This is a genomic window from Streptomyces sp. NPDC002088 (assembly GCF_040296605.1).
In the GTDB taxonomy this organism is placed as follows: domain Bacteria; phylum Actinomycetota; class Actinomycetes; order Streptomycetales; family Streptomycetaceae; genus Streptomyces.
Genome location: NZ_JBEOXO010000041.1, coordinates 45193 through 70583, shown reverse-complemented (window position 1 = coordinate 70583; position 25391 = coordinate 45193). Strand labels below are relative to the sequence as shown.

General features: G+C 69.9%; 19 protein-coding genes and 1 pseudogene. 12 read left to right on the top strand and 8 right to left on the bottom strand.

Translation table 11 applies throughout. The features are described 5' to 3' along the window. Together ABT114_RS46000 and ABT114_RS45995 are read right to left on the bottom strand one after the other, a co-directional pair. Positions 1–653, bottom strand: a 653-nt coding sequence (locus ABT114_RS46000) for a DedA family protein (RefSeq protein WP_351152100.1), incomplete at its 3' end; no start/stop codon positions are given. 161 nt (positions 654–814) lie between these two features. Continuing rightward, positions 815–1588 carry an MBL fold metallo-hydrolase gene (locus tag ABT114_RS45995; RefSeq protein WP_351152083.1) on the bottom strand — a complete coding sequence of 258 codons (774 nt, stop codon included), beginning with the start codon at positions 1586–1588 and terminating at the stop codon, positions 815–817. An 85-nt stretch (positions 1589–1673) separates the two neighbouring features. On the opposite strand from ABT114_RS45995, the gene ABT114_RS45990 reads away from it, so the two are divergent. The 6 genes from ABT114_RS45990 to dnaK all read left to right on the top strand — a co-directional run bounded on the left by ABT114_RS45990 (position 1674) and on the right by dnaK (position 9321). Beyond that, the gene (locus ABT114_RS45990; protein WP_351152081.1) at positions 1674–2105 is read left to right on the top strand and encodes a hypothetical protein; all 432 of its coding nucleotides are present in this window, start codon (positions 1674–1676) and stop codon (positions 2103–2105) included. Between the two features lie 130 nt (positions 2106–2235). Further along, positions 2236–4323, top strand: coding sequence for a phage holin family protein (locus ABT114_RS45985; RefSeq protein WP_351152078.1), 2088 nt, complete (start codon positions 2236–2238; stop codon positions 4321–4323). A gap of 234 nt (positions 4324–4557) precedes the next feature. Then, positions 4558–4983, top strand: coding sequence for an OsmC family protein (locus ABT114_RS45980; RefSeq protein ID WP_351152075.1), 426 nt, complete (start codon positions 4558–4560; stop codon positions 4981–4983). Between the two features lie 193 nt (positions 4984–5176). Then, positions 5177–6565, top strand: coding sequence for a hypothetical protein (locus ABT114_RS45975; protein WP_351152071.1), 1389 nt, complete (start codon positions 5177–5179; stop codon positions 6563–6565). Between the two features lie 6 nt (positions 6566–6571). Then, entirely contained in the window at positions 6572–7345 is a 774-nt protein-coding gene (locus ABT114_RS45970) for a glycerophosphodiester phosphodiesterase family protein (RefSeq protein ID WP_351152068.1), read from the top strand. Positions 7346–7449: 104 nt separating this feature from the next. Continuing rightward, complete coding sequence (gene dnaK, locus ABT114_RS45965; RefSeq protein WP_351152065.1) at positions 7450–9321, top strand: molecular chaperone DnaK; 1872 nt, start codon at positions 7450–7452, stop codon at positions 9319–9321. Between the two features lie 47 nt (positions 9322–9368). On the opposite strand, the gene ABT114_RS45960 is transcribed toward dnaK, so the two are convergent. The 3 genes from ABT114_RS45960 to ABT114_RS45950 all read right to left on the bottom strand — a co-directional run bounded on the left by ABT114_RS45960 (position 9369) and on the right by ABT114_RS45950 (position 12087). After that, the gene (locus ABT114_RS45960; RefSeq protein WP_351152062.1) at positions 9369–10184 is read right to left on the bottom strand and encodes an SAM-dependent methyltransferase; all 816 of its coding nucleotides are present in this window, start codon (positions 10182–10184) and stop codon (positions 9369–9371) included. Positions 10185–10296: 112 nt separating this feature from the next. Continuing rightward, complete coding sequence (locus ABT114_RS45955) at positions 10297–11160, bottom strand: Sco1979 family transcriptional regulator (RefSeq protein WP_351152059.1); 864 nt, start codon at positions 11158–11160, stop codon at positions 10297–10299. A 96-nt stretch (positions 11161–11256) separates the two neighbouring features. Beyond that, positions 11257–12087 carry a helix-turn-helix domain-containing protein gene (locus tag ABT114_RS45950; RefSeq protein ID WP_351152056.1) on the bottom strand — a complete coding sequence of 277 codons (831 nt, stop codon included), beginning with the start codon at positions 12085–12087 and terminating at the stop codon, positions 11257–11259. A gap of 131 nt (positions 12088–12218) precedes the next feature. Here ABT114_RS45950 and ABT114_RS45945 point away from each other — a divergent pair, with 131 nt between their 5' ends. Then, positions 12219–12524, top strand: a complete 306-nt coding sequence (locus ABT114_RS45945; RefSeq protein ID WP_351152054.1) for a 4a-hydroxytetrahydrobiopterin dehydratase — start codon at positions 12219–12221, stop codon at positions 12522–12524. 31 nt (positions 12525–12555) lie between these two features. After that, positions 12556–13302, top strand: coding sequence for a class I SAM-dependent methyltransferase (locus tag ABT114_RS45940; RefSeq protein ID WP_351152051.1), 747 nt, complete (start codon positions 12556–12558; stop codon positions 13300–13302). Positions 13303–13444: 142 nt separating this feature from the next. Here ABT114_RS45940 and ABT114_RS50795 read toward each other — a convergent pair. After that, positions 13445–13630: pseudogene (locus tag ABT114_RS50795) on the bottom strand (hypothetical protein); the annotation flags it as partial. On the opposite strand from ABT114_RS50795, the gene ABT114_RS45935 reads away from it, so the two are divergent. Both ABT114_RS45935 and ABT114_RS45930 read left to right on the top strand, forming a co-directional pair. After that, a complete protein-coding gene (locus tag ABT114_RS45935) occupies positions 13602–13844 on the top strand; it encodes a WYL domain-containing protein (protein ID WP_502988510.1) in 243 nt (80 codons plus the stop codon). The pseudogene ABT114_RS50795 and the gene ABT114_RS45935 sit on opposite strands and share 29 nt — an antisense overlap. Before the next feature lie 95 nt (positions 13845–13939). Then, positions 13940–15766 carry a rhamnogalacturonan lyase gene (locus ABT114_RS45930; protein ID WP_351152097.1) on the top strand — a complete coding sequence of 609 codons (1827 nt, stop codon included), beginning with the start codon at positions 13940–13942 and terminating at the stop codon, positions 15764–15766. Positions 15767–15925: 159 nt separating this feature from the next. Here ABT114_RS45930 and ABT114_RS45925 read toward each other — a convergent pair whose 3' ends face one another. Together ABT114_RS45925 and ABT114_RS45920 are read right to left on the bottom strand one after the other, a co-directional pair. Further along, positions 15926–18592 (bottom strand): cellulose binding domain-containing protein, encoded by a 2667-nt coding sequence (locus ABT114_RS45925; protein WP_351152048.1) that lies wholly within the window; start codon positions 18590–18592, stop codon positions 15926–15928. 106 nt (positions 18593–18698) lie between these two features. After that, positions 18699–21617 carry a glycoside hydrolase family 48 protein gene (locus tag ABT114_RS45920; protein WP_351152045.1) on the bottom strand — a complete coding sequence of 973 codons (2919 nt, stop codon included), beginning with the start codon at positions 21615–21617 and terminating at the stop codon, positions 18699–18701. A gap of 252 nt (positions 21618–21869) precedes the next feature. On the opposite strand from ABT114_RS45920, the gene ABT114_RS45915 reads away from it, so the two are divergent. Continuing rightward, positions 21870–23351, top strand: a complete 1482-nt coding sequence (locus ABT114_RS45915; RefSeq protein ID WP_351152042.1) for a cellulase family glycosylhydrolase — start codon at positions 21870–21872, stop codon at positions 23349–23351. Positions 23352–23430: 79 nt separating this feature from the next. Beyond that, a complete protein-coding gene (locus tag ABT114_RS45910; RefSeq protein WP_351152039.1) occupies positions 23431–25143 on the top strand; it encodes a glycoside hydrolase family 6 protein in 1713 nt (570 codons plus the stop codon). Positions 25144–25391: the final 248 nt, after the last annotated feature.

The following is a 25391-nucleotide window of genomic DNA, read 5'->3' as shown; positions in this document are numbered from 1 at the left end:
TTTTCTTTTGCTCCCTTGCCGCCTGCGGTCCCGCCGTGGGGGGGGTCGTCGGGCGGGGCCCCCTCGGGGCGGGGGGGCTGGGCGTCCCCCCGGGCCCCCCCCCCCGCCGCGACCACGCCTTCCCACGGTTCACTGAACAGCGAACCGCCGAGGATCCCGATCAGCTGGTACGTCACGGCCCAGGCCAGGCAGGCCGGCAGGTTGCCCCGGGCGAAGCGGCGAAGCGGCCAGTTCGCCATCAGACAGGCCAGCATGACCGGGATACGGCCCGCCGGCACCAGCCGGGACAGCACCAGGACCGCCACCCCGTGATCGGCCAGCTTCTCCTGCGCCTGCGCCAGCCGGTCCTCCGGCGCCCGCGCGCGGATCGCCTCCAGCCACCGCGATCCGTTCTTCGACCGCATCCCGCGCCGGCCCAGCCAGTACAGCGCCGCGTCGCCGAGGAACGCGGCCAGCGACGCCGTCACGAACACCAGCGCCAGCGCGAACGGCGCCGTCTGGTGGAAGGCGACCACCGCCGCCGAACTCACCAGCGCCCCCGTCGGCACCACCGGCACCAGCGCCCCGATCAGCACCAGCAGGAACAGCGACGGATAACCGAGTGCCTGCTGCGTGGACTCCGGCGGCACGCTCCGATTCACGGCGGCCGCCAGAGCGGTCGCCGCGGACACCGGCGCGCCGGCCAGAGCCGTCAGGCCGGACGCCGACGCGCCGGCCAGAGCCGTCAGGCCGGACGCCGGCGCGGCGGCCAGTGCGGACAGTGGCGCGCCGGCCAGAGCCGACACGGCGGTCAGTGGTGCGGCGGCCAGCGGTGTCACCGTGCGACCTCCAGGCGCACGCTCTCCCCGTGCCCGAGCCGGTGCACCGCCACCCCGGGAGCCAGCTCGGCCGCGAGACGCACGAACTCGTCGCCGGGCGCGTGGAATTCGTGGGGGCGTACGGCGTCCATCCCGATCGGCCAGTACGTGCCGTAGTGCACCGGCACCGCGCTGCGCGGCGCCAGCCGGGCCAGCGCCTCGGCGGCCCGGCCCGCGTCCAGATGCCCCTCACCGAGGTACGGGCCCCAGCCGCCCACCGGCAGCAGCGCCACGTCGACCGGTCCGACGTCCGCGGCCATCGAGTCGAACAGGCCGGTGTCCCCGGCGAAGTAGGTCCGGGCCTCGCCCTCGACGACGTAGCCGAGAGCGGGGGAGCGGTGCGGTCCGAGCGGCAGCCGCCGCCCGTCGTGCCGGGCCGGCACGGCACGCACCACCAGTCCGCCTATCACCGTCTCGTCTCCGGGCTCCACCTCACGCACCCGTAGGTGGGTGAGCCGGCCGAGTCCCGGGACGGCGCGTGTCGCGCCACGCGGCACCAGCAGGCGCGTGCCCGGCGCGAGCCGCCCGAGCGACGGCAGGTGCAGATGGTCGGCGTGCAGATGGGAGACGAGCGCGACGTCCGCGCGCCGGGCGTCCGGCGGCGGCAGCGCGCCACGGCGGCGCCGCAGATGCGCGAGGCGGCGGGCGAACAGGGGGTCGGTGAGCACACGCACGTCCGAGTCCTCGACCGTGCAGGTCGCGTGACCCCACCAGGTGATCTCCACCGGCACCTCTTTGCCTCCTTCGCGCGACTCCCCCGAAGCCTACGGGCAGGAGTAGGGTCGGCGGCGAAACCCGGAGGTGAGGGGGGACGCCATGGGAGAGGTGCGGGGTGCCTCCGGCGGACCGGCCGCGGTGCGCGTGACGGCGATCGCGAGCCTGACGCCCTTGGAGGAGCTGGACGCCGACCCGTTCCTGGTGGACTCCCGCAGCCAGCACGCGATGTGCGCGCGGTGGGCCGCGGAGCGGGGATACGTCGTCGCCCGGGAACTGCTGGTGCGCGGACTGCGCCCCGACCACGGTGTGCTGTGGGACGGCGTCCGGCCCGGTTTCGACCTGTTCGTGGCGCCCAGCCGACGGGTGCTGGAGAGCGCGCTGTCGTCGGTGGAGGAGTTCACCGCGGAGTGCCTGCGGCGCGGGGTGCGGGTCGAGACGGTGGGGCGGGCAGAACCGTTGTACGACGCGCAGATGAAGGCGCGGGTGCACCGCCGGCTGTCGATGCCGACGGCCGGATACGACGGGCGGTAGCCCGGGACCACGGCCGACCGTGCGACAGGCGTTGGGCCGGGACCACGACCACCCGTGCGACAGGCGTGTGGCAGGGTGGTGGCTTGAGGCCCGCGGCCGGCGTGGGGCCGGGACGTGAGGTGTGCGGGGCGTGCGGGGCGTGCGGTGGCGGCGGATCGTCAGTCAGGCCGGGCGGAGCATCGGGGTGTGGGCCGTCTCCACGGTCACCATGCTGGTACTGGCGGGCATCCTGCCGGACTTTCAGCTCCAGTCCGCGGACGGTGACAGCGCCACTCGGATCGCCGTCACCGCCGCGTTCGGCGCCGGCGTCTTCGGTGTGCTGTCGGCCCTCGTGTGGCCCCTCCTCGTACGGCTCCTGCTGCTGGTCCCCGCACTCGTCCTGGGCCTGCTGGTCTTCTTCCTCAACGGCTCGCTCCTGCTGGTCGCGCTGCGCCTCAACCCCTCCGGCAGCAGTGAGGCGGCCCCCGAGACCGCCGTCATCGTCGCCGCCGTGATGTCCGCCGTGGCCTCCGCGACCGGTGCTGCCCTCGCCGTGCGCGACGACGACGCCTACCGTCGCCGGCTCTACCGCCTCGCCGACCGCCGCCGCAGTGCCCGCCCGCCCTGCCCCGCCACCCCCGGCACCGTCTTCCTCCAGTTCGACGGCGTCGGCCACGACGTACTCGTGGACGCCGTCGGCAAGGGCCTGATGCCCACCGTCGCCGCCTGGCTGGGCACCGCCCCGGACGACACCCGGGGCAGGACCACGCACCGGCTGACGTCCTGGCGCACCGACTGGTCCAGCCAGACCGGCGCCAGCCAGCTCGGCATGCTGCACGGCAGCAACTTCGACGTCCCCGCCTTCCGCTGGTACGACAAGGACAGCCGCGAGGTGATGGTCTGCAACCGGCCGACCAGCGCCGCCGAACTCCAGCGCCGCGCCATCGAACGCACCGGGGACGGCGGACTGCTCACCGTGGACGGCGCCAGCCGCGGCAACCTCTTCAGCGGGGGCGCCGACGAACAGGCTCTCGTGCTGTCCATCGCCACCCGCCGACGCGACCGCCGCAACCGGTCCCGGGCGGGCTACTTCGCCTACTTCTCCGACCCCGCCAATGCCGTGCGCACCGCCCTGTCCTTCGTCGCCGAAGTCGGCCGTGAGATCCACCAGTCGACCCGCGCGCAGCTGCGCAAGCAGCGCCCGCGCGTCAAACGCGGAGGCCTCTACCCCTTCGTCCGCGCCTTCGCGACCGTCGTCGAACGGGACGTCGTCGTCGCCGCGGTGATGGGCGACATGCTCGCCGGCCGCACCGCCGTCTACGCCGACCTGGTCGCCTACGACGAGGTCGCCCACCACTCCGGGCCGCGCAGCCGCGACGTCGAGAAGGTCCTGCAACGCCTGGACCGCTCGCTCGCGCTGATCGGCAAGGTCGCCGAGCACGCCCCCCGGCCGTACCGGATCGTCGTGCTGTCCGACCACGGGCAGAGCCCCGGCGAAACCTTCCGTTCCCGCTACGGCCTCACCCTCGGCGACCTGGTGCGGGCCGGCTGCGGACTGCCCGTACCGCGCCGCGCCGAGCGCACCCGCAGCGGCGCTGAGGCCCGCGCCGCCGTCCGGGCCGCGCTGCGCCGCCCCGTCGAGGAGGGCGGCGAACAACACCGCCCCGCACGCCGCCGCTCGGAGCCGCTCGTGCTGGCCTCCGGCAACCTCGGCCTGATCTCCTTCCCCGATGTGCCGCACCGCATGACCAAGGAGGAGATCGACGCCCGCCACCCCGCACTCCTGCCGACCCTCGCCAACCATCCCGGCATCGGCTTCCTCCTCGTACGCAGCGAGCAGCACGGCGGCCTGGTGCTCGGTGCGCGCGGCGCCGAGATCCCCCTGGGCCGGCTCGACGAGGACCCCGGCCCGCTCGCGGGCTTCGGACCGGGTGCCGCCGACGCCGTCCGCCGCACCCACTCCTTCCCGCACACCGCCGACATCATGGTCAACTCCTTCCACGACCCGGCCGACGGCGAAGTCCTCGCGTTCGAGGAGCAGATCGGCTCGCACGGCGGCCTCGGCGGCGCCCAGGGCAGACCCTTCCTGATGTCCCCGCTCGCCCTCTCCACACCGGTCGACGACGGTGCCGAACTCGTCGGCGCCGAACACGTCCACCGCGTCCTGCGCCGCTGGCTGCGCGAATCGAACGGTCCTCAGGTGCCGCTGGAGGCCGAGGAGGAGGAACGCGCCGCCTGAGCGCGGAAGTCCTCGGCGGCGGTGCCGCAAACACCGCCTCCAGCTCGGCGAGTCCCCGGGCGCCGTCACCTCCTACGCCGAGGTCCGGGATGTCCCCACCCCGCACGCGGGTCGTCTTCTGCGGCACCGCCCCGGCACCGCACGCGGGCCGGTGTTCCGGGTGCGCAGAGCCGGAATGTGATCGGATGGTGCACAGGAATCCCGCACCCGGGAACCCACGCGAAAGGAAGAACCGTGGCAACCACGCGCTCCGCACACACCGTCTGGGAAGGCAACCTGCTCGAGGGCAACGGCGTCGTCACCTTCGACTCCTCCGGCATCGGCCAGCAGCCGGTGTCGTGGCCGTCGCGCGCCGAGCAGGCCAACGGCAAGACCAGCCCCGAGGAGCTGATCGCCGCCGCCCACTCCAGCTGCTTCTCCATGGCCCTGTCGCACGGCCTGGCCGGCGCCGGAACCCCGCCCACCAAGCTCGTCACCTCGGCCGACGTCACCTTCCAGCCGGGTGAGGGCATCACCGGCATCCACCTCACCGTCGAGGGCTCGGTCCCCGGCATCGACAACGACGCGTTCGTCGCCGCCGCCGAGGACGCCAAGGCCAACTGCCCCGTCAGCCAGGCCCTGACGGGAACCACCATCACCCTGTCGGCGAAGCTCGCCTGATCCGGCGGGACACACGCCTGCTCGCGCGGGCCGCCGGCCCAGGCGGCCCGCGCGACCGCCCGGCGGGGGGTCGCCCGACTCCCGGCCGGGTAGGAAAAGAACGGAAGTCGGGGCCGTCCGTACATGTCACTGGTGTTCGTACAGGTTCGTACGGCGATCGGAACGATTTGATGCTGCGATCGGAAGGATCTTGATGCTGCCGGGAACGTCCAGCAACGGCACGGTGCTCGACTCGGCCACGCGCGAACTCACCCGCATCCGGCTGTTGTTCAGCCTCGCCGGCCGGGTCGACCCCGCCAGTGGCCGACCGGGCCGTCTCCTGGACCAGTTCGACTTCGGCCGGTTCACCCCGCATCTGCGCTCCAGCGAGGCCGTGCTGCCCCTGCCGGTGCTGAGTGAACGCGTGGCACCGGACGATCTGGAACTCCCGGGCGCCCCGCACTCCCTGGAGCTCGCCGCCCTCGGACTCCTCGTCGTCACCACTCCACGCGGCGACGCGACCCTCGTCATGGACTGCGACTTCACCGGCGAGACCTCCGCCGACGCCGTCGCCGCCTGGCTGGCCACCACCTGCTTCGATCGCGAGCACCTCCGGCTCCGCGGTCGGCCCCTGCTCGAGGTCGTCAGCGAACTGCTGAACCTGCCCGGGCCACTCGCCTTCGGCCAGAACGTCCACCAGATCGTCTTCCCCGGCGGGCAGTTGCGGACCGAGCTGCTCGACACCGACTTCGCCGACGAGACCCGCCGCTCCGTCCCGCTGAACGGGATCATCTACCGCGGCAAGATGCCCAGCAGCGCCGCGCCGCACCTCGCCGTCAGCCTGCCGCCCAACCTCAGGAACCACGGCGTCACCCTGTCCGCCCACGGCCGCGGCGTCTCCGTACAGGCCGGCTGGGCCCCGCACGTCGAGAACTGCCTGACCCTGGTCGCGGTGGGCCTGATCTCCGCCCTGGCCGTCCTCCAGCGCACCCGGCTGACCACGTTCGAGATGATGAGAGCCAACGAACATGCCCTGACGGACTCGCCGTACGAGGTCCGCTCGCTCATCTCACGCCTGTCGGCCGGCGTCAACGAACTCCAACTCGACCTCGCCTTCGGCGTGGAGGCCTACGTCGACAGCCTGCTGATCCCGGAGATGCTCATCGAGGGCTTCCAGTCCTCCCTGCGTGACGCACTCGGCATCCGCGACAGCCTCGACAACTCCGCCCGCATGGTCGAACGCCTCACCTCCGTCATCAACGCCCGCTCCGCCGCCCTCGACGCCGCGCTCGCGGAACGCGACGACCGCCGCGACCGCACCGTCTCCGGCCTTGTCGCCGCGGCCACGCTCATCGCGCTGCCCCCGACCCTGCTGCTGGCGTTCTTCGGGGTGAACGGCACCAACGTGAACTCCCACCGCTCCATCCTCGACATGCGCTCCTACGGCGTCGCCTACGCGCTCGCCTGGCTTCCCTTCGTCGCACTGTTCCTGATCGGTTTTCTCATGCTCCGGCGGGTCAGCGGACGCTCCGGCTCACTCCTCGACCAGTCCGACGACGGACGCGTCCGCCTGCCCGCACCCCGCCATCCCACCGGGAGTTGACCGCCCATGCCGCGACGACCTGCCGTCTCCGCCCACCGGGGCGGTTCCGAACGCTTCGGCCCCGCCACCTGGCAGGCCTACGAGGACGCCATCGCGTCGGGCGCGGAGTACGTCGAGTTCGACATCCGGCGCACCGCCGACGGCGTCCACGTCGTCTACCACGACCCCCGGGTCAACCACACCGGACAACTCCTGTCCCGCCTCACCCACGACGAGCTCAACGAACACGCCGGATACGACGTGCCCGTCGTCGACGACGTCATGGAGCTGATCGCCGGGAAGCTCGTGGGGCACCTCGACCTCAAGGAGACCGGCTACGAGCGCGAGGTGATCGACCGGGCCGTCGCCCTGCTGGGCGCGGACGGGTTCGTCGCCACGACCCTCGAGGACCGCTCGGTCGCCGCGATCACCGAGGCGTTCCCGGACGTGCGCACCGCCCTGTCCCTGGGGCGCGACCGCAAGGAGGTGGGGCCGGCCCGTCTGGCGGCGACCCGGCTGAGCGAACTGTTCCCCATGCGTCGCGTCCGTGCCTGCGGCGCCCACGGCGTTGCCGTGCACCAGCGGCTCGCCCGCGCCAACGTGCTGCGCGAGGCAGCCCGGAACGGACTGTTCACCATGGTGTGGACGGTCAACGACGACACCGGGATGCGGACCTTCCTCGACGACACCCGGGTGGACGTACTGATCACGGACCGGCCCCGGCGGGCGGTGGAACTGCGCGGGGAGCCACCGGGCGCGGACCGGCGCGGACTGGCAGGGGCGGAGCGCCCCAGCCACTGACGAAGCCACCCGTCCCATTGACAAGAAAGCACTCAAGTTTTGTGCTGGAAGACGGGAGGCTCTCCGGCGGAACCTCCTGGTGACCCTGGCGGAAGGGGACAGCGATGGGACGTCCGGTCGGGATCGATCTCGGGACCACGAACTCGGTGGTGGCCGTGCTGGAGGGCGGCGAACCCACGGTCATCGCCAACGCGGAGGGCACCAGGACCACACCCTCGGTCGTGGCCTTCGCCAAGAACGGCGAGGTGCTCGTCGGCGAGGTCGCCAAGCGGCAGACCGTCACCAACGTCGACCGCACCGCCCGCTCCGTCAAGCGGCACATGGGCGACCCGGGGTGGCGGTTCCCGGAGCAGGACTCCGTGGACGGCACCCGCTACCGCGCCCAGGAGCTGTCCGCCAGGGTCCTGCAGAAGCTGAAGCGGGACGCGGAGTCCTACCTCGGCGAGGACGTCACGGACGCCGTCATCACCGTGCCCGCCTACTTCGACGACGCCCAGCGGCAGGCCACCAAGGAGGCCGGCGAGATCGCGGGCCTGAAGGTCCTGCGGATCATCAACGAGCCCACCGCCGCCGCCCTCGCCTACGGCCTCGACCGGGGCGAGGAGCAGACCGTCCTCGTCTTCGACCTCGGCGGCGGCACCTTCGACGTCTCCCTCCTGGAGATCGGCGACGGCGTCATCGAGGTCAAGGCGACCAACGGCGACACCCACCTCGGCGGCGACGACTGGGACGAGCGGGTCGTCGAGCACCTCGTCACCCGCTTCAAGAGCCAGAACGGCATCGACCTGGGCAAGGACAAGATGGCGCTGCAACGCCTGCGTGAGGGCGCCGAGAAAGCCAAGATCGAACTGTCGTCGTCCTCGGAGACGACGATCAACCTCCCCTACGTCACCGCCTCCGCCGAAGGCCCCCTCCACCTCGACGAGAAACTGACCCGCGCCCAGTTCCAGGAACTCACCGCCGACCTGCTGGACCGCTGCAAGACCCCCTTCCACCAGGCCGTCAAGGACGCCGGAGTGAAGCTCTCCGCGATCGACCACGTGATCCTCGTCGGCGGTTCGACCCGGATGCCCGCGGTCACCGACCTGGTCCGGGAACTCACCGGCAAGGACCCGCACAAGGGCGTCAACCCGGACGAGGTCGTGGCCGTGGGCGCCGCGCTCCAGGCCGGCGTCATCCGCGGCGACGTCAAGGACGTCCTGCTCCTCGACGTCACCCCGCTGTCCCTCGGTATCGAGACCAAGGGCGGCATCATGACCAAGCTCATCGAACGCAACACCACGATCCCCACCCGCCGCTCGGAGATCTTCACCACGGCCACCGACAACCAGCCCTCGGTCGGCATCCAGGTCTACCAGGGCGAACGCGAGATCGCCGCCTACAACAAGAAGCTCGGCGTCTTCGACCTCACCGGACTGCCGCCCGCCCCGCGCGGCGTCCCGCAGATCGAGGTCGCCTTCGACATCGACGCCAACGGGATCATGCACGTCTCCGCCAAGGACCTGGCCACCGGCCGCGAACAGAAGATGACCGTCACCGGCGGCTCCGCCCTGCCCAAGGACGACATCGACCGCATGATGCGGGACGCCGAACAGTACGCCGAGGAGGACCGGGCGCGCCGCGAGGCCGCCGAGACCCGCAACCAGGCCGAGCAACTCGTCTACCAGACCGAGAAGTTCATCCGGGACAACGAGGAACGGGTCCCCGCCGACACCAGGTCGGAGGTCGAGTCGGCGATCACGGAACTCAAGGAACTCCTGGAGCGGCAGGCCGACACCAGCGCCCTGCGGTCCGGCATCGAGAAGCTGGCCTCGGTCAGCCAGAAGCTGGGCCAGGCGATGTACGCCCAGGCCCAGCAGCAGTCCCCGACGGAGACCTCGTCACCACAGGGCGCGCAGGACACCCAGGACGAGGAGGGCGTGGTCGACGCCGAGATCGTCGACGACGAACGGGACACGAAGGGCGGGGCCGCCTAGGGAACGCCCAGCCAGGGAGTGTTCCTCGTGCACGGCACCCGTACGGGTCAGGCCTTGCGGGCGACCCCCGCGTACACCGGCACGATGCCCTCCGCCTGCGCCGCCACGTCCTCCGGTCCCGGCCGCCACCCGGAGACCGGTATCACGCCCGGGCCCAGCAGCTCCAGGCCGTCGAAGAAACGCGAGAACTCGGCCAGCGAACGGGGGTAGAACGGGGTGCCGCTCTGCCGGAAGAGGTTCGCCGCCCCCTCGACGGCCTTCGGGCTGAGGTCGGGGGTGACCTGGGACAGGATCAGGTAGCTGCCGGGGGCGAGCGAGGCGACGTACTTCGCCAGCAGCCCGTACGCGTCGTCGCCGTCGGACTCGTCGCTCAGGTAGTGGGTGAGCGCCACCAGCGACAGCGCGACCGGCCGCGTGAAGTCCAGGGTCTCCCCGGCCAGCCGCAGCACCGTGTCCAGGTCACGGACGTCGGCGTGCACGTACTCGGTGCTGCCCTCGGCCGAGCCGGTCAGCAGCGCCTCGGCGTGCCGCAGCACGATCGGGTCGTTGTCGGCATACACCACCTTCGCGTCCGCCGCGACCCCCTGTGCCACCTGGTGCAGATTGGGCTCGGTGGGGATGCCCGTGCCGATGTCCAGGAACTGGCGGATCCCCGCCTCGGCGACCGTGTGCACGGCCCGGTGCATGAAGCGGCGGTTGGCGCGCGCCCCGCGCACCGCCGTGCTGTCCAGGGCGAGGATCCTGCGGGCCAGCTCCTCGTCCACGGGATAGTTGTCCTTGCCACCCAGCCACCAGTCGTACACCCGCGCCGGATGCGGCCGGCTGGTGTCGATGCGGTTGGGCGCGGCCTCGGAACCGGTCATACGGTGTCATCTCCTCGATCTCGGGCACTCGGGCACTCGGACAATCGGGCATTCGGCATTCGGCATTCGGGCAGGAGTGTTCGTACTCGCAACCAGGGGTGCGGCCGGCGCGTCAGTACTCCTCGCGGTACCGCTGGAGGATCTTCCTGGTGCGCTGCGCCGACGCGGCATGCGTCGTCATGTGGTCCAGGACCTCCAGGTGCGCCGAGACCTCCCGGCGCGAGTCGAGGTACAGCGCGCCGGTCAGGTACTCCGTGAACACCATGTCGGGCAGCTCGGACTCGGCGAAACGGAACAGCGAGAACGGCGCGTACGTCCCCGGGTGCGGGCCCGCCTCGAACTCGGCGACCTGCAGCGTGACCCGGCTGCGCTCGCCGAACTCCAGCAGCTTGTCCAACTGGTCGCGCATCACCCCGGCGTCGATGCTCACCGGGCGCCGCAGCACCGTCTCGTCGATGATCACCCACAGGTGCGGCGGGTTCTCCCGGTCCAGCAACTGCTGCCGGGTCATCCGCAGGGACACATGCCGCTCGACCGTCTCCGCGCCCTTCTGCGCGATCGTCCCGCTCTCCATGACGGCACGCGCGTACGCCTCGGTCTGCAGCAGGCCGGGCACGAAGTGCGGCTCGTAGGACCGGATCAGCCCGGCGGCGCCCTCGAGGCTGACGTACAGGCTGAACCACTCGGGCAGCACGTCGTGGAACCGCTGCCACCAGCCCGGCTGGTTCGCCTCCTCGGCCAGCGTCACGAACACGGCCGCCTCACCGGCGGGCACACCGTAGGTGCCCAGCAGCACCTGCACATACGGGATCTTCAGCGCGACCTCGGCCATCTCCATCCGCCGCACGGTCGCCGGGGCCACCCGCAGGACGCGCGCGGCCTCCTCGCGCTTGAGTCCGGCCACCTCCCGCAGCTCCTGCAGCCGCCTGCCGAGCACCACCTGGCCCACGGTAGGAGCGGGCCGACGCTCACTCACGCCACGTCTCCCCTGTGTGTCGACGGAACCGGGCCAGTGTGCCACGGGCCGGGGGCAGCACATGAGACCGAAGGAATCGCATGCGTCACGTCCGCGTCAAGTCCCCAGCGAATGAAGGTACTTGACCGTCGCCGGATCGGCCGGCAGGAAGGTCTCGATCGCCAGCTCGGCGACCGTCACGTCCATCGGGGTGTTGAACGTGGAGATCGACGAGATGAAGGACAGCACCCGCCCCTCGTGCTCCACCTGCATCGGCAGCGCGAAGTACGGTACGGGCTCCGCCGGTTCGCGGTCCTGTGGCCCGGTCTCCGGCACCGGATAGGCCGCCACCTCCTCGTACAGCGTGCGCAGCGCGTCCGAACGGTACAGGGCGATCTGCCGCTCCATCTGCGCCAGCAGATGCCCCCGCCACTCGCGCAGGTTGCGGATGCGCGGCGCCAGGCCCTCCGGGTGCAGGGTCAGCCGCATCGCGTTCAACGGCGGCACCAGCAGTGACTCCGCAACGCCCGCCAGCAGCATCGTGATGCCCCGGTTCGCCGCGACGACGGTGTACATGGCGTCCACCACCAGCGCCGGATACGGCTCATAACCCTGGATCAGCCGCTCCATGCCCTCCCGCAGCGCGCCCAGCGCCGGATCGTCCAGCGGCGTCTCCGGATAGTGCGGGGCGTAACCAGCCGCCAGCAGCAGCGCGTTGCGTTCCCGCACCGGCACGTCCAGGTGCTCGGCCAGCCGCAGCACCATCTCCTCACTCGGCCGGGAACGGCCCGTCTCGATGAAACTGATGTGCCGGGCGGAAGAGTCCGCACGCAACGCCAGCTCCAGCTGACTGACCCGCCGCCGCTCCCGCCACGCCCGCAACAACGGGCCCACCCCTTTGTCCGGCGGGGCGGCGGAGGACACGGCGGCGGACACGGCAGTGGTCATACGTACGACCGTAGACCAGGACCGGCCGAATGTGTCCGCGAACGCCCGCAACGACACGCCTGACCAGGGCCGAAGCGGCCGTCCTGTGGCACGCTGGACAGGTACGCGACACCCAGGAAGGGAGCGAGGGCATGGCCGTCGAACCACTGTCGCAGAAGGAGATCGAGGACCGGCTGGCCGAGCTGCCGGGCTGGTCCCACGACGGGGACCGCCTCGCCCGCTCGTACCGGCTGACCTCCCACTTCGCGGCGACCGCCCTGGTCATCCACATCGCCCAGGTCCAGGACGAACTCGACCACCACTCCGACCTCACCCTCGGCTACCACACCGTCTCACTCACCGTGAACACCCACAGCGTGGGCGGAGCCGTGACCGACCTCGACTTCCAGCTCGCCCGCAGAGTGGAGGAACTGGCCCCGGGGCACGGAGCCCACTGAGCGCGCGGCCGGACCGGAACGGGTGACGCGCGTGCTGGACTACGACAAGGAAGCCGAACGCTACGACGTCTCCCGCGGCGGCGAACCCAGGGCGGCCGCGGCCGCGGAGGCCGTGCTCAGCCTCGTACCACCCCGGGCGCGCAGTCTGCTCGACGTCGCCTGCGGCACCGGCATCGTCACCCGGCGACTCGCCGCCGGCCGCGACGGCATGCGGGTCACCGGCGTCGACCTCGCGCCCGCCATGGCCCGCCACGCCGCCGCCCGCCTGCCCGGCGCCGTCGTACGCGCCGACTGCCGTCAACTACCTTTCCGTGGCCAGCAGTTCGATGCCGTCAGCAGTGTCTGGCTGCTGCACCTCGCGGACAGCGACGAGGACGTACGGGCCATCGTCGCCGAGTGCGCCAGGGTCCTGCGGCCGGGCGGGGTGTACGTCACCACGGTCGACAAGGCCGCCTCCCACAACGTGGGCAGCGACATCGACGCCGTACTCGCCTCCCGGCCACCCCGGGCGGCCCGTGACGGGGCGGCGCTCGTGGAGTCGTACGCCCTCGCGCGTGGCCTCGCCCCGGCCGGGCAGGCACGCTTCGCCGGCCGCGGCCAGGGCCGCAGCCCCCGCCGAACGGTCGCGGACCTGCGGCGCGGCTGGTTCGTCACGCTGCCGCCCGGCGAACCGCTCGGCGAGCGGTTCGCCGCCCGCCTCCAGGCCCTCCCCGACCAGGACCGCCCCCGCCCCGACCCCCGCTTCACCCTGCGGGCCTACCGGAAACCGGCCGGGTGAACTCCATGATCCAGTCGGTCAGCCAGGTCTCCCCGCCGTCCGCCGAAAAAGCCCTAGTCGCTGCCCGGGTCGAGGAAGTCGGTCCTGCGGCGGTTGTGGATCTCCCACTCGCCGTGGAAGAAGTCGAAGTCGTGCGGGCTGTTCATCGGCGGCCCCCTGTCGTGCCCTCGGGCAGGGAATCGGTCAAGTAGGCGTCCAGATCCGGGACTTCGGGTGCGAGCAGGTGCCGTACCCAGGCGTTCCGTTCGTGCAGGATCGGCGGCAGCTCCCACACACAGCCGATCCACGGCACATCGGGCGTGACGAAGTGCGCGGGGTCGCCGGCGGGAGCGGCGGTCGCCGCCAACGGCTGTACCGGAGAGGACGGTTGGACGCTGGCCACCGTCCCCATCGAATCCGTCGACCACGCGCACGGCGAGTTCCTTCGCCTGGGCGCGGACGTCGAGGTGCTCGAACCGCCCGAGCTGCGCGCGCGAATCGCCCGCACCGTAGCGGAGTTGGCCGAAAAATACGGCAACTCCCTTGCTGTCGGTGGCAACTGAGAGGACGGAACCCGCCTGTCCCTTCTTCTCAGGAGGTACGACCCGTGCAGCACCCGCACAAGCACCGCAGACGCAGCACCGCAGCCCTCTCCGCGATGATCGCCGTCGCGGCCCTGGTCGGCGCCGGACTGACCACGCTCGTCACCGACACCGCCGAAGCCGCCACCGCCCGCCAGGTCGAGGCCCTCGACCGGGGTGTGGTCAGCGTGCACACGGACAGCGGCAATCTGGTCAGCTGGCGCTGGCTCGGCACCGACCCGGGCGACGTCTCCTTCAACGTCTACCGGGCCGGTACGAAGGTCAACTCGACGCCGATCACCGGCTCCACCAACTACTTCCACTCCGGCGCTCCGGCCCAGGCCGACTACACCGTCCGCGCCATCGTGGGAGGTGTGGAACAGGCGGACTCCGTCCACGCGATCCAGTTCCGTACCGGATACAAGGACGTCCCCATCACCCCACCGGCGGGCGGCACGACCCCGGACGGCGTCGCCTACACCTACGAGGCCAACGACGCCTCCGTCGGCGACCTCGACGGCGACGGGCAGCTCGACTTCGTGCTCAAGTGGCAGCCGACCAACGCCAAGGACAACTCCCAGTCCGGCTACACCGGCGACACGATCATCGACGGCATCAAGCTCGACGGCACCCGCCTGTGGCGCGTCGACCTGGGCCGCAACATCCGCTCGGGCGCCCACTACACCCAGTTCCAGGTGTACGACTACGACGGCGACGGCAAAGCCGAGGTCGCCATGAAGACGGCGGACGGCACGGTCGACGGCACGGGCACGGTCATCGGCAGTTCGTCCGCCGACTACCGCAACTCCAGCGGATACGTGCTGTCCGGCCCCGAGTACCTGACCATGTTCAACGGCCAGACCGGCAAGGCGATGGGGACGGTCGACTACGTTCCCGCCCGCGGCACGGTCTCCTCGTGGGGCGACTCCTACGGCAACCGGGTCGACCGCTTCCTCGCCGGCACCGCCTACCTGGACGGCTCCCGCCCCTCCCTCATCATGGCCCGCGGCTACTACACCCGCACGGTGATCGCCGCGTGGGACTGGCGCGGCGGCGCCTTCACCCGCCGCTGGACCTTCGACACCAACTCCTCCACCAACAGCGGCAAGGGCTACGACGGCCAGGGCAACCACCAGCTGTCCATCGCCGACGTCGACGCCGACGGCAAGGACGAGATCGTCTACGGCTCGATGGCCGTGGACGACAACGGCTACGGCCTGTGGACGACGAAGAACGGCCACGGGGACGCCATGCACGTCGGCGACCTGGACCCGTCCCGGGCGGGCCTGGAGGAGTTCAAGGTCGACGAGGACAGCTCGAAGCCGTCGTCCTGGATGGCGGACGCCGGCACGGGCCAGGTCCTGTGGTCCACGCCCGCCAACGGCGACAACGGCCGGGGCACGGCAGGGGACATCTGGGCGGGCAGCGCGGGCGCCGAGTCGTGGTCGTCGGCCGAGAGCGGCATCCGCAGCCCGTCCGGCACGGTCGTGGCGAGCCGTAAGCCCTCCAGCACCAACTTCCTGTCCTGGTGGGACGGCGACACCGTCCGCGAACTTCTCGACGACACCCACATCGACAAGTACGGCACCTCGTCCGACACCCGCCTGCTCACCGGGGCGTCCGTCCACTCCAACAACGGCACCAAGGCGACCCCGACCCTGTCCGGCGACATCCTGGGCGACTGGCGCGAGGAGGTCGTCTGGCCGACGACCGACAACACCGCGCTGAGGATCTACTCGACGCCGTACGAGACCAGCACGAAGATCACGACCCTGCTCCACGACACGCAGTACCGCACAGCATTGGCCTGGCAGAATACTGCATACAATCAGCCGCCTCACCCGAGCTTCTTCATCGGCGACGGGATGGCGACCGCGCCGCGCCCAGTGGTCTACACCCCGTGAACGGGTAAGGCGCCCCCCGGACGGGAGGGCGCCACCGAGGCGGTCGCCGGCGTAATGCGGGCGACCGCCCCTCACTCGGCCCCAGGGGCCTTGATGATCTTGCCGTTCTCCTACCTGGTACGGAGGGCGCGCGCTGTGGTCGGCACGCGCCCTCCGGGGTCAGCTCACCGTGCAGCTCTGGTCGCCCAGCTTGAACGAGCTCGGTTTCGTGTTCGCGCTCGTCCAGCTGCCCGTGAACCCGAAGCTCACGGACGAGCCCGCCGCCACGTTGCCGTTCCAGCTCACGTTCTTCGCCGTCACCGCCGTTCCCGACTGGGTGTAGTCGGCGTTCCACAGCTGTGTGATCTTCTGGCCGTCGGCGAAGGACCAGCCGAGTGACCAGCCGCTCCAGGCGCTCGTCCCCGTGTTGGCCAGCTGTACGTCCGCCTGGAAGCCACCCGACCACTGGTTGGTGATCTTGTACGTCACCGCGCAGGCGCCGGTCGGTGCGGGGTCCGTGGGATCTGTGGGATCCGTGCCCCCGTCCCCACCGCTGGTGTCCGACGTGTCGCCGTAGATGACACCCCGGCCGTTCGTCGACACGTACACACGCCCGTACACCCTCGGGTCACCCGTGATCGCCGCACCCGTCCAACCCCACTGGTGCGCGTCGTCGTTGACGCGCGTCCAGGTCGCGCCCTCGTCGGTCGAGCGGAAGATGCCGCGTACGCCGCCGATCTTGGCGCTGGTGTAGAGCGTCTGGTACGACGCCCCTGTCGCCGCCTTGCCGAAGCCGACGGTGTCGGCCTGCTCGACGTTGGACAGTTTGGTGAAGGTCGCACCGGCGTCGGTCGAGTGCCACAGGCCATACGCCCCGTCCGTCGCCCCGCCCGCCAGCCAGACGTCGCCCTTCGTACCGGGCAGCGCCTTGAAGCGCACACTGTCGCCGCTGGGCAGCCCGGTCGCGGCGGATGCCGTGAAGGTGGCACCGCCGTCCGTACTGACGTAGAACTTCCCGGACTTGAAGCCGTAGAAGGTCTTGGCGTCCACCCGGTCCGACTCCACGATCGCGCCCGCCGGGATACCGCTCGACGCCGACCACGACGAGCCGAAGCCCGTCGTGTACTGCACGCCGGTGCCCTGCGGGCTCCACACGAAGCGGCTGCCGTCCGACGCGGCCGCGACCGTGCCGCCGCCGGAGACGCCCGAAGGGTCCGTGCCGGCGAACCAGTTGGCGCCGTTGTCCGTCGAGAACGCCACATGCGGACCCGAGTCCAGATTGCCGACCCGCACCACCGTGTTCGGGTTCGTCTCGGCGAAGTCCAGGCTGGTGGTCGTGGTGAAGTTCGGCGAGGTGTACATCATCGACGGGACCGTGGTCAGGTCCGTGTGGCGGAAGCCACCGATGTCACCCAGGGCGCTGAGCAGAGGGGCTCCCGACGGGGGCGACGCCAGGTCGTTGACGGCCGTCTCCTCCAGGCCCTGCACCATCGGCTTGATGGCGATCTGGCCGCCACTGTCCCAGTTGGTGAGGTTCTCCGTGCCGTAGATCGTGGCACCCGTCCCGTACATCATCCGGGCCGAGTTGAACGGGTCGATCTCCAGCGCCTCCGTCATCCAGCCCAGCTTCGGGGTCTGTTCGGGCGGCGACGGGTTGGCGCCCCAGGTCAGCCACGGCGAGGACGACACGTCCATCGTGAAGCGGTTCGAACGGTTGGGGTACGACGTGTAGTCCCACGCCTTCGTCCAGGTGGCGCCGCTGTCCGTGGAGCGGAAGATCTGGGTGTCCGGCCACCAGGAGCTGTACGCGGTCGCCATCACCGTGCCCGGGTGCTGCCGGTCGACGGTCAGGCCGCTGAAGCCGTAGTAGGTGTCGGCTTCGGCGACCGGGCTGATGTTCGTCCAGGTCCCGGTCGTGGTCGCGTACCGCCACAGCTGGCCCTTGCCGCCGTCGTACGGGCCACCCTTGTCGCTGTATGCGATATACAGAAAGCCGTTCTCGGCATCCAGTACACCCTTGTGCGCCAGGTATCCCGTCGGCTGGTCGGCCAGCCGCGTCCAGGTCGCCCCCGCGTCCGTCGACCGGTACACCGCGTTGTCCTTGTCGGCGACTCCGACGTAGATCGTCTTCGTCGCGCTGCCGGACGTGCCGGTGGACTCGTCGAAGGTGACCCAGACGATGCCCTGGTTGTCGTTGGCGTAGCCGGACGTGTCGCTCGGATCCTGCGCGTAGTTGCCGACGTTGGGGAAGTTCGTGACCTGCGACCAGGTGACGCCGGAGTCGGTCGACCGCCACAGGCCCTTGCCGCTGGGCGCGCCCAGGTACAGCACACTGTCGTTGTTCGGGTCGACCGCCAGGCGCTCACCCATGCCACGGCCGGGCATGTTGCCGCCCAGTTTGAACGGCAGGTCCGTCTTCTGCCAGCTCGCGCCCCGGTCCGCGGACCTGAGCACGGCGCCGTTCCCGGGATCCCAGCTGTTCGTGTACGTGCCGACGGCCGCATACACCTTGTTGGGATCCACCGAGTCGGAGGCGAGACTGACGACGCCCGTGTGCCCCCAGTCGTCCCAGCCCACCGAGTCCAGCAGTGGCGTCCACGTCTTCGTCGACTCCTGCCAGCGGTAGGCGCCGCCGATGTCGGTACGGGCGTAGGCGAGGTTCTTCTCGGAACGGTTGAAGACGATGCCGGGGACGAAACCTCCGCCGTCGATACGGGCGTTCTTCCAGGTGTACGACTCGGCGGCGATCGTCACCTGCTCGCTGTGCGCTGCCAGTGCGGGGGGTATGCCCGCGAGCAGGCCGGCCGCGAGCGCGAGCACGGCCGTGAGGATGCGGGTTCTTCGCACGGTGGGGGTCCTTCCTTGATGGGGGGCAGGAGGAGACGCGACGACCGGGCGGCCCCCAGTGCGGGTGGGGGCCGCCCGGCGCGGTACGCGGAGCATTAGCGGGGACTTATTCGAGGAGCTCCGCGTACGAACCCATGGCCAGGGCGATGTCCGCCTGGGCCCAGAAACGGTGGTACGTGAACACGGGCGCGGCACCGCCCGCGAGGTAGCTCTCGATCTTCGACCAGGCCGGGTCGTTCTTGTAGAACGACCTGAGCGAGATGAAGGTCGAGGACGAGCTGATCGTGTCGCCGTTCGGCATCTTGCCGCTGAAGGTGCTCGGCACGTACACGCTGTCGTCGAAGCGGTTGTAGTCGGCCCGGGTCTCCGGGACGGCGACACCCAGGCTGTCCTGGTAGTTGCCCCACATGCCGTCCAGCAGCGCCTTCGCCGTCGTCTTCGCCTCCGTGTCACCGGACTTGGCGGCGTAGTACGTCAACGTCTTCGCGTACGCGGCCGCCACCCCGACGTCGTTGGTGTAGTCGGCGACGGTGACGTGAAGTCCGCTGTTGGCACCGGGACTTGACGCGTTCCAGGTGTCGGGCTGGCCGGACCACTGCAGCGTGGAGGGGATCAGGTAGGTGCCGTCCGGGTTGATCGTGGTCTTGGACAGCGCCCAGTCGACCCACTTGTCCAGGACCGCCTTGGCGCCGGCGTTCCCCGTCTGCTGGTAGTACTCGGCGACCCGCTCCATCGACCAGGCCTGGAAGCCGAACCACTGGTTGGACGGCGGGTCGTGGTAGACGGGCTGCTGGTCGTAGTACATGCCGTAGAAGGTGGACGTACCGGCCGGCGGGGTCGCGTACCGGCCCGCCCAGCTGTTGGTCGCACCGCCCGCGATGGCGCCCTCGTCGGACTGCAGCCAGCGGTAGAACTCCAGCTGCCGGTCGAGCGACTTGGCCCAGTCAGCCTGCCCGGTCGCCGACTTCGGCTTCAGGTCGGCGTTGTTGCTGAGCGCGTACGCCGCCAGGGGGTTCTGGTAGCCGCCGTGGACATGGCTGGAACCGATGCGCCAGGCCCAGCCGGCGCTCGTGTCCGTGGCGCCGCCCCAGGCGTAGTACCAGGACATCAGGTAGGACGAGGCGTCCTTGCCGGTGCCGGCCGCGCAGGTCGTCGGTCCGACGCAGTTGCCGATCTTCTTGAAGTACTTGTCGTACATGGAGTAGCGCAGGTAGTCGCCCATCTTCGCCGCCTTGCCGACGGTGGCCGACACGTCACTGCCCTTGCCCTGCGCCTTGGCCCACACGTCCGCCCAGTAGGCGGCCTGCACCGCACGTGCGTCCGCGTCCGGGGCGTTGGTGAACTTCCACTGCTTGGCGTACGAGGAGTCGCCCGTGAAGAGGTCCAGGTACCCGTTCGTGCCGCCGTACTTGAAGGCGTCGCAGGTCGGCTGCGGCACCGTCTCCCACACCGACTCCTGCGCGCCGCGCTGGAAGGTGTTGATGTACGACGGGCCGGTCGCCGTCGGGCCGGCCTCGCACTGGCCGGGCTCGTTGCCGTAGCCGTAGACATTGTCGACGTCCTGGAGCCAGTGCATACCGTATACGTCGTCCGTACCGTATGCAGTCTTCAGCTCACTGGCGATCGGATCCGAACCCACCGAGACCCCGGTGTCGAGCTTCGCCGGGTACTCGTTGGGCGTGTCCAGCTCGGGCGCGTACGTCGCCGGCTTCGAGGCGTTGTAGAAGGAGTTGGTCGGCTGGTCGGCGTGCGTCGGGATCATGTACTTCTCCATGAGATCCCACGCGCCGTTGAACTTGGTCCAGTCGCCCGAGACCTTGCCGTACATGGCCTGCAGCCAGAGAAGGTAGCTGTAGGCCTCCGACGTGGTCTCGTGGCCCTGGTCCGGGGCCTCGACGATCAGCGTCTCGACCGAGTGGTAGGGGATGCCCTCGGGGGAGAAGTAGCCGTTCGCCGGGTTGGTGATCTTCCCGTAGAGGTCCAGGAAGCGGGCGTCGTACTCCTTCGAGGCGGCGATCTGGGTGACCGTCACCGTGGCCTTGGCGTGACCGGTGGCCGTCGACTCGAAGGTGGCTGCACCCGTCCCGGAGGCGGCGGCGGTGACTGTCACCGTCTGTGCGGTGCTCCAGTTCGACGGCGTGAAGGTGAGCGAGGTGCCGCCGGTGATCGACAGGCCCGTGTTGCCGTCGGTCCGTGCGGTGGTGACCGTGACGTTCGCGCTGGGCTGCGTCGACAGCTTCACCTCGTAGGTGGCCGTCTTGCCCTGCTGGACGGCGAGCTGGTTGGTCGAGGCGACCACGGCGGGACCCGACGCGACTGTGATGCCGACCGGAGTGGACTCCGCCGACGCGCCCAGGCTGTCGTAGGCCTTCGCGAGCAGCGAATGACTGCCCACGGTCAAACTTGAGACAGAGAGCGAGTACGGCGCGCTGGTGTCCGTGCCGAGCAGCGTGGTGTCGTCGTAGAACTCGACCTTGCTGATCGTCGCGTTGTCCGCGGCCGCGGAGGTGGCCGCGAGCGGGACCGCGTCACCCTGCGTGTAGACCGCGCCCGCGGCGGGGCTGGTCAGCACCGTCACCGGCGGCTGGTGCGCGCCGGCGCAGGTGGTGCCGTTGATCGCGAACGAGGTGGGGGCGGCGTTGGTGCCGCTGTAGGTGAACTGCGCGCCCGTGCTGACCGCCGCACCGGCGGCGATCGTCCCGTTGTACGAGGCGTTGTTCACGGTGATCGACGTGCCGGACTGGGTCCAGGTGCCGTTCCAGCCGCTCACCAGCTTCTGGTTGCCCGTGTAGGCATACGCCAGCGACCAACCGCTGATGGCGTCCGTGCCGCGGTTGGTGATGGTCAGGTCCGCGGTGAAACCGGAGCCCCAGTCGTTCGTCTTGTAGTCGACGCTGCACTGCAGCGGCGCCGCCTGAGCGGGAGTCGTGCCGACGGCCAGCATCGACAGGGGGAGTGCCAGGGCCGTCACGGCGGCGGCCCACAATCGCCGTACGGCTCTGCGTCTTGAAGGTGGGGGATGCATGGTGCTGGTTCCTCCTTGCGGCTCGTAGAAGTCAAGGCTTGAACCAGTGGGAGCGCTCCCATAGTGGGGATGGGGCTGGGGGTGGTCAAGATGCTTGAAGAGTCGAAAAGATTCGATGAACGCGTTTAGGGAAAGTCAAGCAACTCCCCTGTTCTTTGCCGTCACTTGGCGCTACCTTCCTTCGCACCAGTGGGAGCGATTCCAACAGTCGACGCGTCCGTCACGACGCGCCCGAGCTGCAAGGAGTCGCTCATGCGACACCCCCCGCGTTCAGGAGTTTTAGCCGTCGCCGGCGCGATCGCCCTCATCGGAACCGCGGTCGTACCGGTCGTCACGGCGCAGGCAGCCGCGCCGGCATGCACGGTGGAGTACTCCGTCGTCAGCCAGTGGGACGCCGGCTTCCAGGGCACCGTAAAGATCACCAACAACTCGGCAGCGGTGAGCAGTTGGAGCCTCGCCTTCGACTTCGCCGACGGTCAGAAGGTCAGCCAGGGCTGGAACGCCAAGTGGTCCCAGTCCGGCACGACCGTGACCGCCGCGAACGAGAGCTACAACGGTTCCCTCGGCACCGGCGCGAGCGTCAGTGCCGGATTCATCGCCTCCTGGTCGGGCGGCAATGCCGTACCGACCACGTTCAAGCTCAACGGCACCACATGCAACACCGATGTCGAACCGTCACCGTCTCCGACGCCGACGTCGACCGAGCCGTCCTCGGACGGCAAGGCGCCATCCCTGCACGTCTCCGGCAATAAACTCGTGGACGCCGACGGCACCACCCGTCGCCTGCTCGGCGTCAACCGTTCCGGCGGCGAGTTCATGTGCGTACAGGGGTACGGCATCTGGGACGGTCCGGTCGACGACGCCGCGATCAAGGCGATCGCCGACTGGAAGGCCAACACCGTCCGCATCCCGCTCAACGAGGAGTGCTGGCTCGGCCTGTCCAACATCAAACCCGAGTACGCCGGTGCCAACTACATCAACGCGGTGAAGGACCTGGTGGCGCGGGTCGAGGCGAACGGCATGACGCCGATCGTCGAACTCCACTGGACCTACGGGCAGTACACCGGCAACTCCGCGGGCTGCTCCGACGTCCATGCCACCTGCCAGAAGCCGATGCCGGACATGCAGTACACACCGTCGTTCTGGTCGTCGGTCGCGAGCACCTTCAAGGACGACCCGGCTGTCGCCTTCGACCTGTTCAACGAGCCCTACCCGGACCGTGCCACGTCCACGACCACCCAGGCGTGGCAGTGCTGGCGCGACGGCGGCACCTGCTCCGGCCTCGGGTACGAAGTCGCCGGTATGCAGGATCTCGTCGACTCCGTACGAAACGCCGGAGCGAAGAACCTGATCCTGGCCGGCGGTCTCGCCTACTCCAACGACCTGAGCGAGTGGCTGACCTACAAGCCCACCGACCCGGCGGGCAACCTCGCCGCCGCGTACCACGTGTACAACTTCAACACCTGCGCGAGCGAGAGCTGCTGGAACTCCACGCTCGCCCCCGTGGCCGCCCAAGTGCCGCTGGTGGCAGGGGAGATCGGCGAGAACACGTGCTCGCACTCCTTCGTCGACCAGGTCATGAAGTGGTTCGACGACCGAGGCCTGTCCTACCTGGGCTGGACCTGGAACACCTGGGACTGCTCCTCCGGCCCGTCCCTCATCTCCAACTACGACGGCACACCCACGTCGTACGGCATCGGGCTGCGCGACCACCTGCGCGCCCTCAATGGATGACCCACCACGTAACACCCCATCACGTAACACCCCGTCACAGAACAATCATCATGGAACACCACAAAAGGAACCCGCACTCATGAGTCGTAGCAGAACAGCGGTACTAGCCGCTCTGGCGCTGGTCGCCGGGGCCTCCGGGACGGCCCTCGCGGCCACTCCCGCGGAAGTCGGCATCGCAGCCATCCCCTGCACCGTCGCCTACACGGTGCAGAACCAGTGGGACACCGGCTTCACTGCCGCCGTGACCGTCACCAACAACAGCGCCGCCAAGAGCAGTTGGTCGGTGAAGTGGGCGTACGCCGGCAACCAGCAGATCACCAATGGCTGGAACGCGAAGATCACCCAGAGCGGTACCGCCGTCACCGCCGCCAACGAGAGCTACAACGGGACGCTGGCGACCGGCGGTTCGGTGAGCTTCGGCTTCCAGGCCTCCTACAGCGGCACCAACGCCCTCCCGACCACCTTCACCCTCGACGGCGTGACCTGCAACGTCGAGGACGGCGGCGGAACCACCGACCCCGACCCCGATCCCGACCCGTCCGGCAAGGTCGACAACCCCTACGCCGACGCCAAGGTGTACGTGAACCCGGAGTGGTCCGCGAAGGCAGCCGCCGAGACCGGCGGCAGCCGGATCTCCAACCAGCCCACCGGTGTCTGGCTCGACCGCATCGCCGCCATCAACGGCGTCAACGGCGGCATGGGCCTGCGCGACCACCTCGACGCCGCCCTCGCCCAGAAGGGCACCAGCGAGGAGGTCGTCCAGCTGGTCATCTACGACCTGCCCGGACGAGACTGCGCCGCCCTGGCCTCCAACGGCGAGCTTGGCCCGACGGAGATCGACCGGTACAAGACCGAGTTCATCGACCCGATCGCGGCGATCCTGGCCGACTCGAAGTACGCCTCCCTGCGGATCGTCACCACCATCGAGATCGACTCGCTGCCCAACCTGGTCACCAACACCGGCAGTAAGGCCACTGCCACACCCGCCTGCGACACGATGCTCGCCAACGGCAACTACGTGAAGGGCGTCGGATACGCGCTCAACAAGCTCGGCGCGATTCCGAACGTCTACAACTACATCGACGCCGGCCACCACGGCTGGCTCGGCTGGGACGACAACTTCGCCCCCTCCGCCCAGCTCTTCTACCAGGCGGCCAACGCCGAGGGCGCGACCGTCGACGACGTCCACGGCTTCATCACCAACACGGCCAACTACAGCGCCCTGAAGGAGAACAACTTCACCATCAACGACACCGTCAACGGCACCTCCGTGCGCCAGTCCAAGTGGGTCGACTGGAACCGGTACGTGGACGAGCTGTCGTACGCCCAGGCCTTCCGCAACCAGCTGGTCTCGGTCGGTTTCAACTCCGGCATCGGCATGCTGATCGACACGTCCAGGAACGGCTGGGGCGGCACCGCCCGGCCCACCGGCCCGGGCGCCACGACCAGCGTGGACACCTACGTCGACGGCGGCCGATACGACCGCCGCATCCACGTCGGCAACTGGTGCAACCAGTCCGGCGCCGGCCTCGGCGAGCGGCCGCAGGCGGCCCCGGCGACCGGGATCGACGCGTACGTGTGGATGAAGCCGCCGGGTGAGTCCGACGGTTCCAGCAGCGCGATCGCGAACGACGAGGGCAAGGGTTTCGACCGGATGTGCGACCCGACGTACACGGGCAACGCCCGCAACGGCAACAACCTGTCGGGCGCCCTGCCGAACGCGCCGCTGTCCGGGCACTGGTTCTCCGCACAGTTCCAGCAGCTGATGCAGAACGCGTACCCGCCGCTGTAGAGCGCTGACGTGATCCGCCGGGGTCAGCCCTCCCGGGCCAGGCCCCGGCGGATCGCGAACTCCACGGCCGAATGGTTTCCGTCGGGCCGGTCCAGCTCCAGCGGTGCGTTCAAGTACAGCGGGGGCTGGGCCGTCGCACCCCATTTATTGCCGCATTTCCTACCGCCGTTTTTTGCCGTCCCGGCAACAGAAGTGGCCTCCGCGGGGTGCGTCGGCGCACGCTGACGGCATTCGGACGAGAGGCTGCT

Bases quoted from the DNA above. Each gene is read 5' to 3' on its own strand.
- ABT114_RS45960 (WP_351152062.1), bottom strand. From the start codon at position 10,184: ATGACCGGTTCCGAGGCCGCGCCCAACCGCATCGACACCAGCCGGCCG.
- ABT114_RS45910 (WP_351152039.1), top strand. From the start codon at position 23,431: ATGAGTCGTAGCAGAACAGCGGTACTAGCCGCTCTGGCGCTGGTCGCC.
- ABT114_RS45930 (WP_351152097.1), top strand. From the start codon at position 13,940: ATGATCGCCGTCGCGGCCCTGGTCGGCGCCGGACTGACCACGCTCGTC.
- ABT114_RS45975 (WP_351152071.1), top strand. From the start codon at position 5,177: ATGCTGCCGGGAACGTCCAGCAACGGCACGGTGCTCGACTCGGCCACG.
- ABT114_RS45945 (WP_351152054.1), top strand. From the start codon at position 12,219: ATGGCCGTCGAACCACTGTCGCAGAAGGAGATCGAGGACCGGCTGGCC.
- ABT114_RS45990 (WP_351152081.1), top strand. From the start codon at position 1,674: ATGGGAGAGGTGCGGGGTGCCTCCGGCGGACCGGCCGCGGTGCGCGTG.
- ABT114_RS45915 (WP_351152042.1), top strand. From the start codon at position 21,870: ATGCGACACCCCCCGCGTTCAGGAGTTTTAGCCGTCGCCGGCGCGATC.
- ABT114_RS45920 (WP_351152045.1), bottom strand. From the start codon at position 21,617: ATGCATCCCCCACCTTCAAGACGCAGAGCCGTACGGCGATTGTGGGCC.
- dnaK (WP_351152065.1), top strand. From the start codon at position 7,450: ATGGGACGTCCGGTCGGGATCGATCTCGGGACCACGAACTCGGTGGTG.
- ABT114_RS45970 (WP_351152068.1), top strand. From the start codon at position 6,572: ATGCCGCGACGACCTGCCGTCTCCGCCCACCGGGGCGGTTCCGAACGC.
- ABT114_RS45950 (WP_351152056.1), bottom strand. From the start codon at position 12,087: ATGACCACTGCCGTGTCCGCCGCCGTGTCCTCCGCCGCCCCGCCGGAC.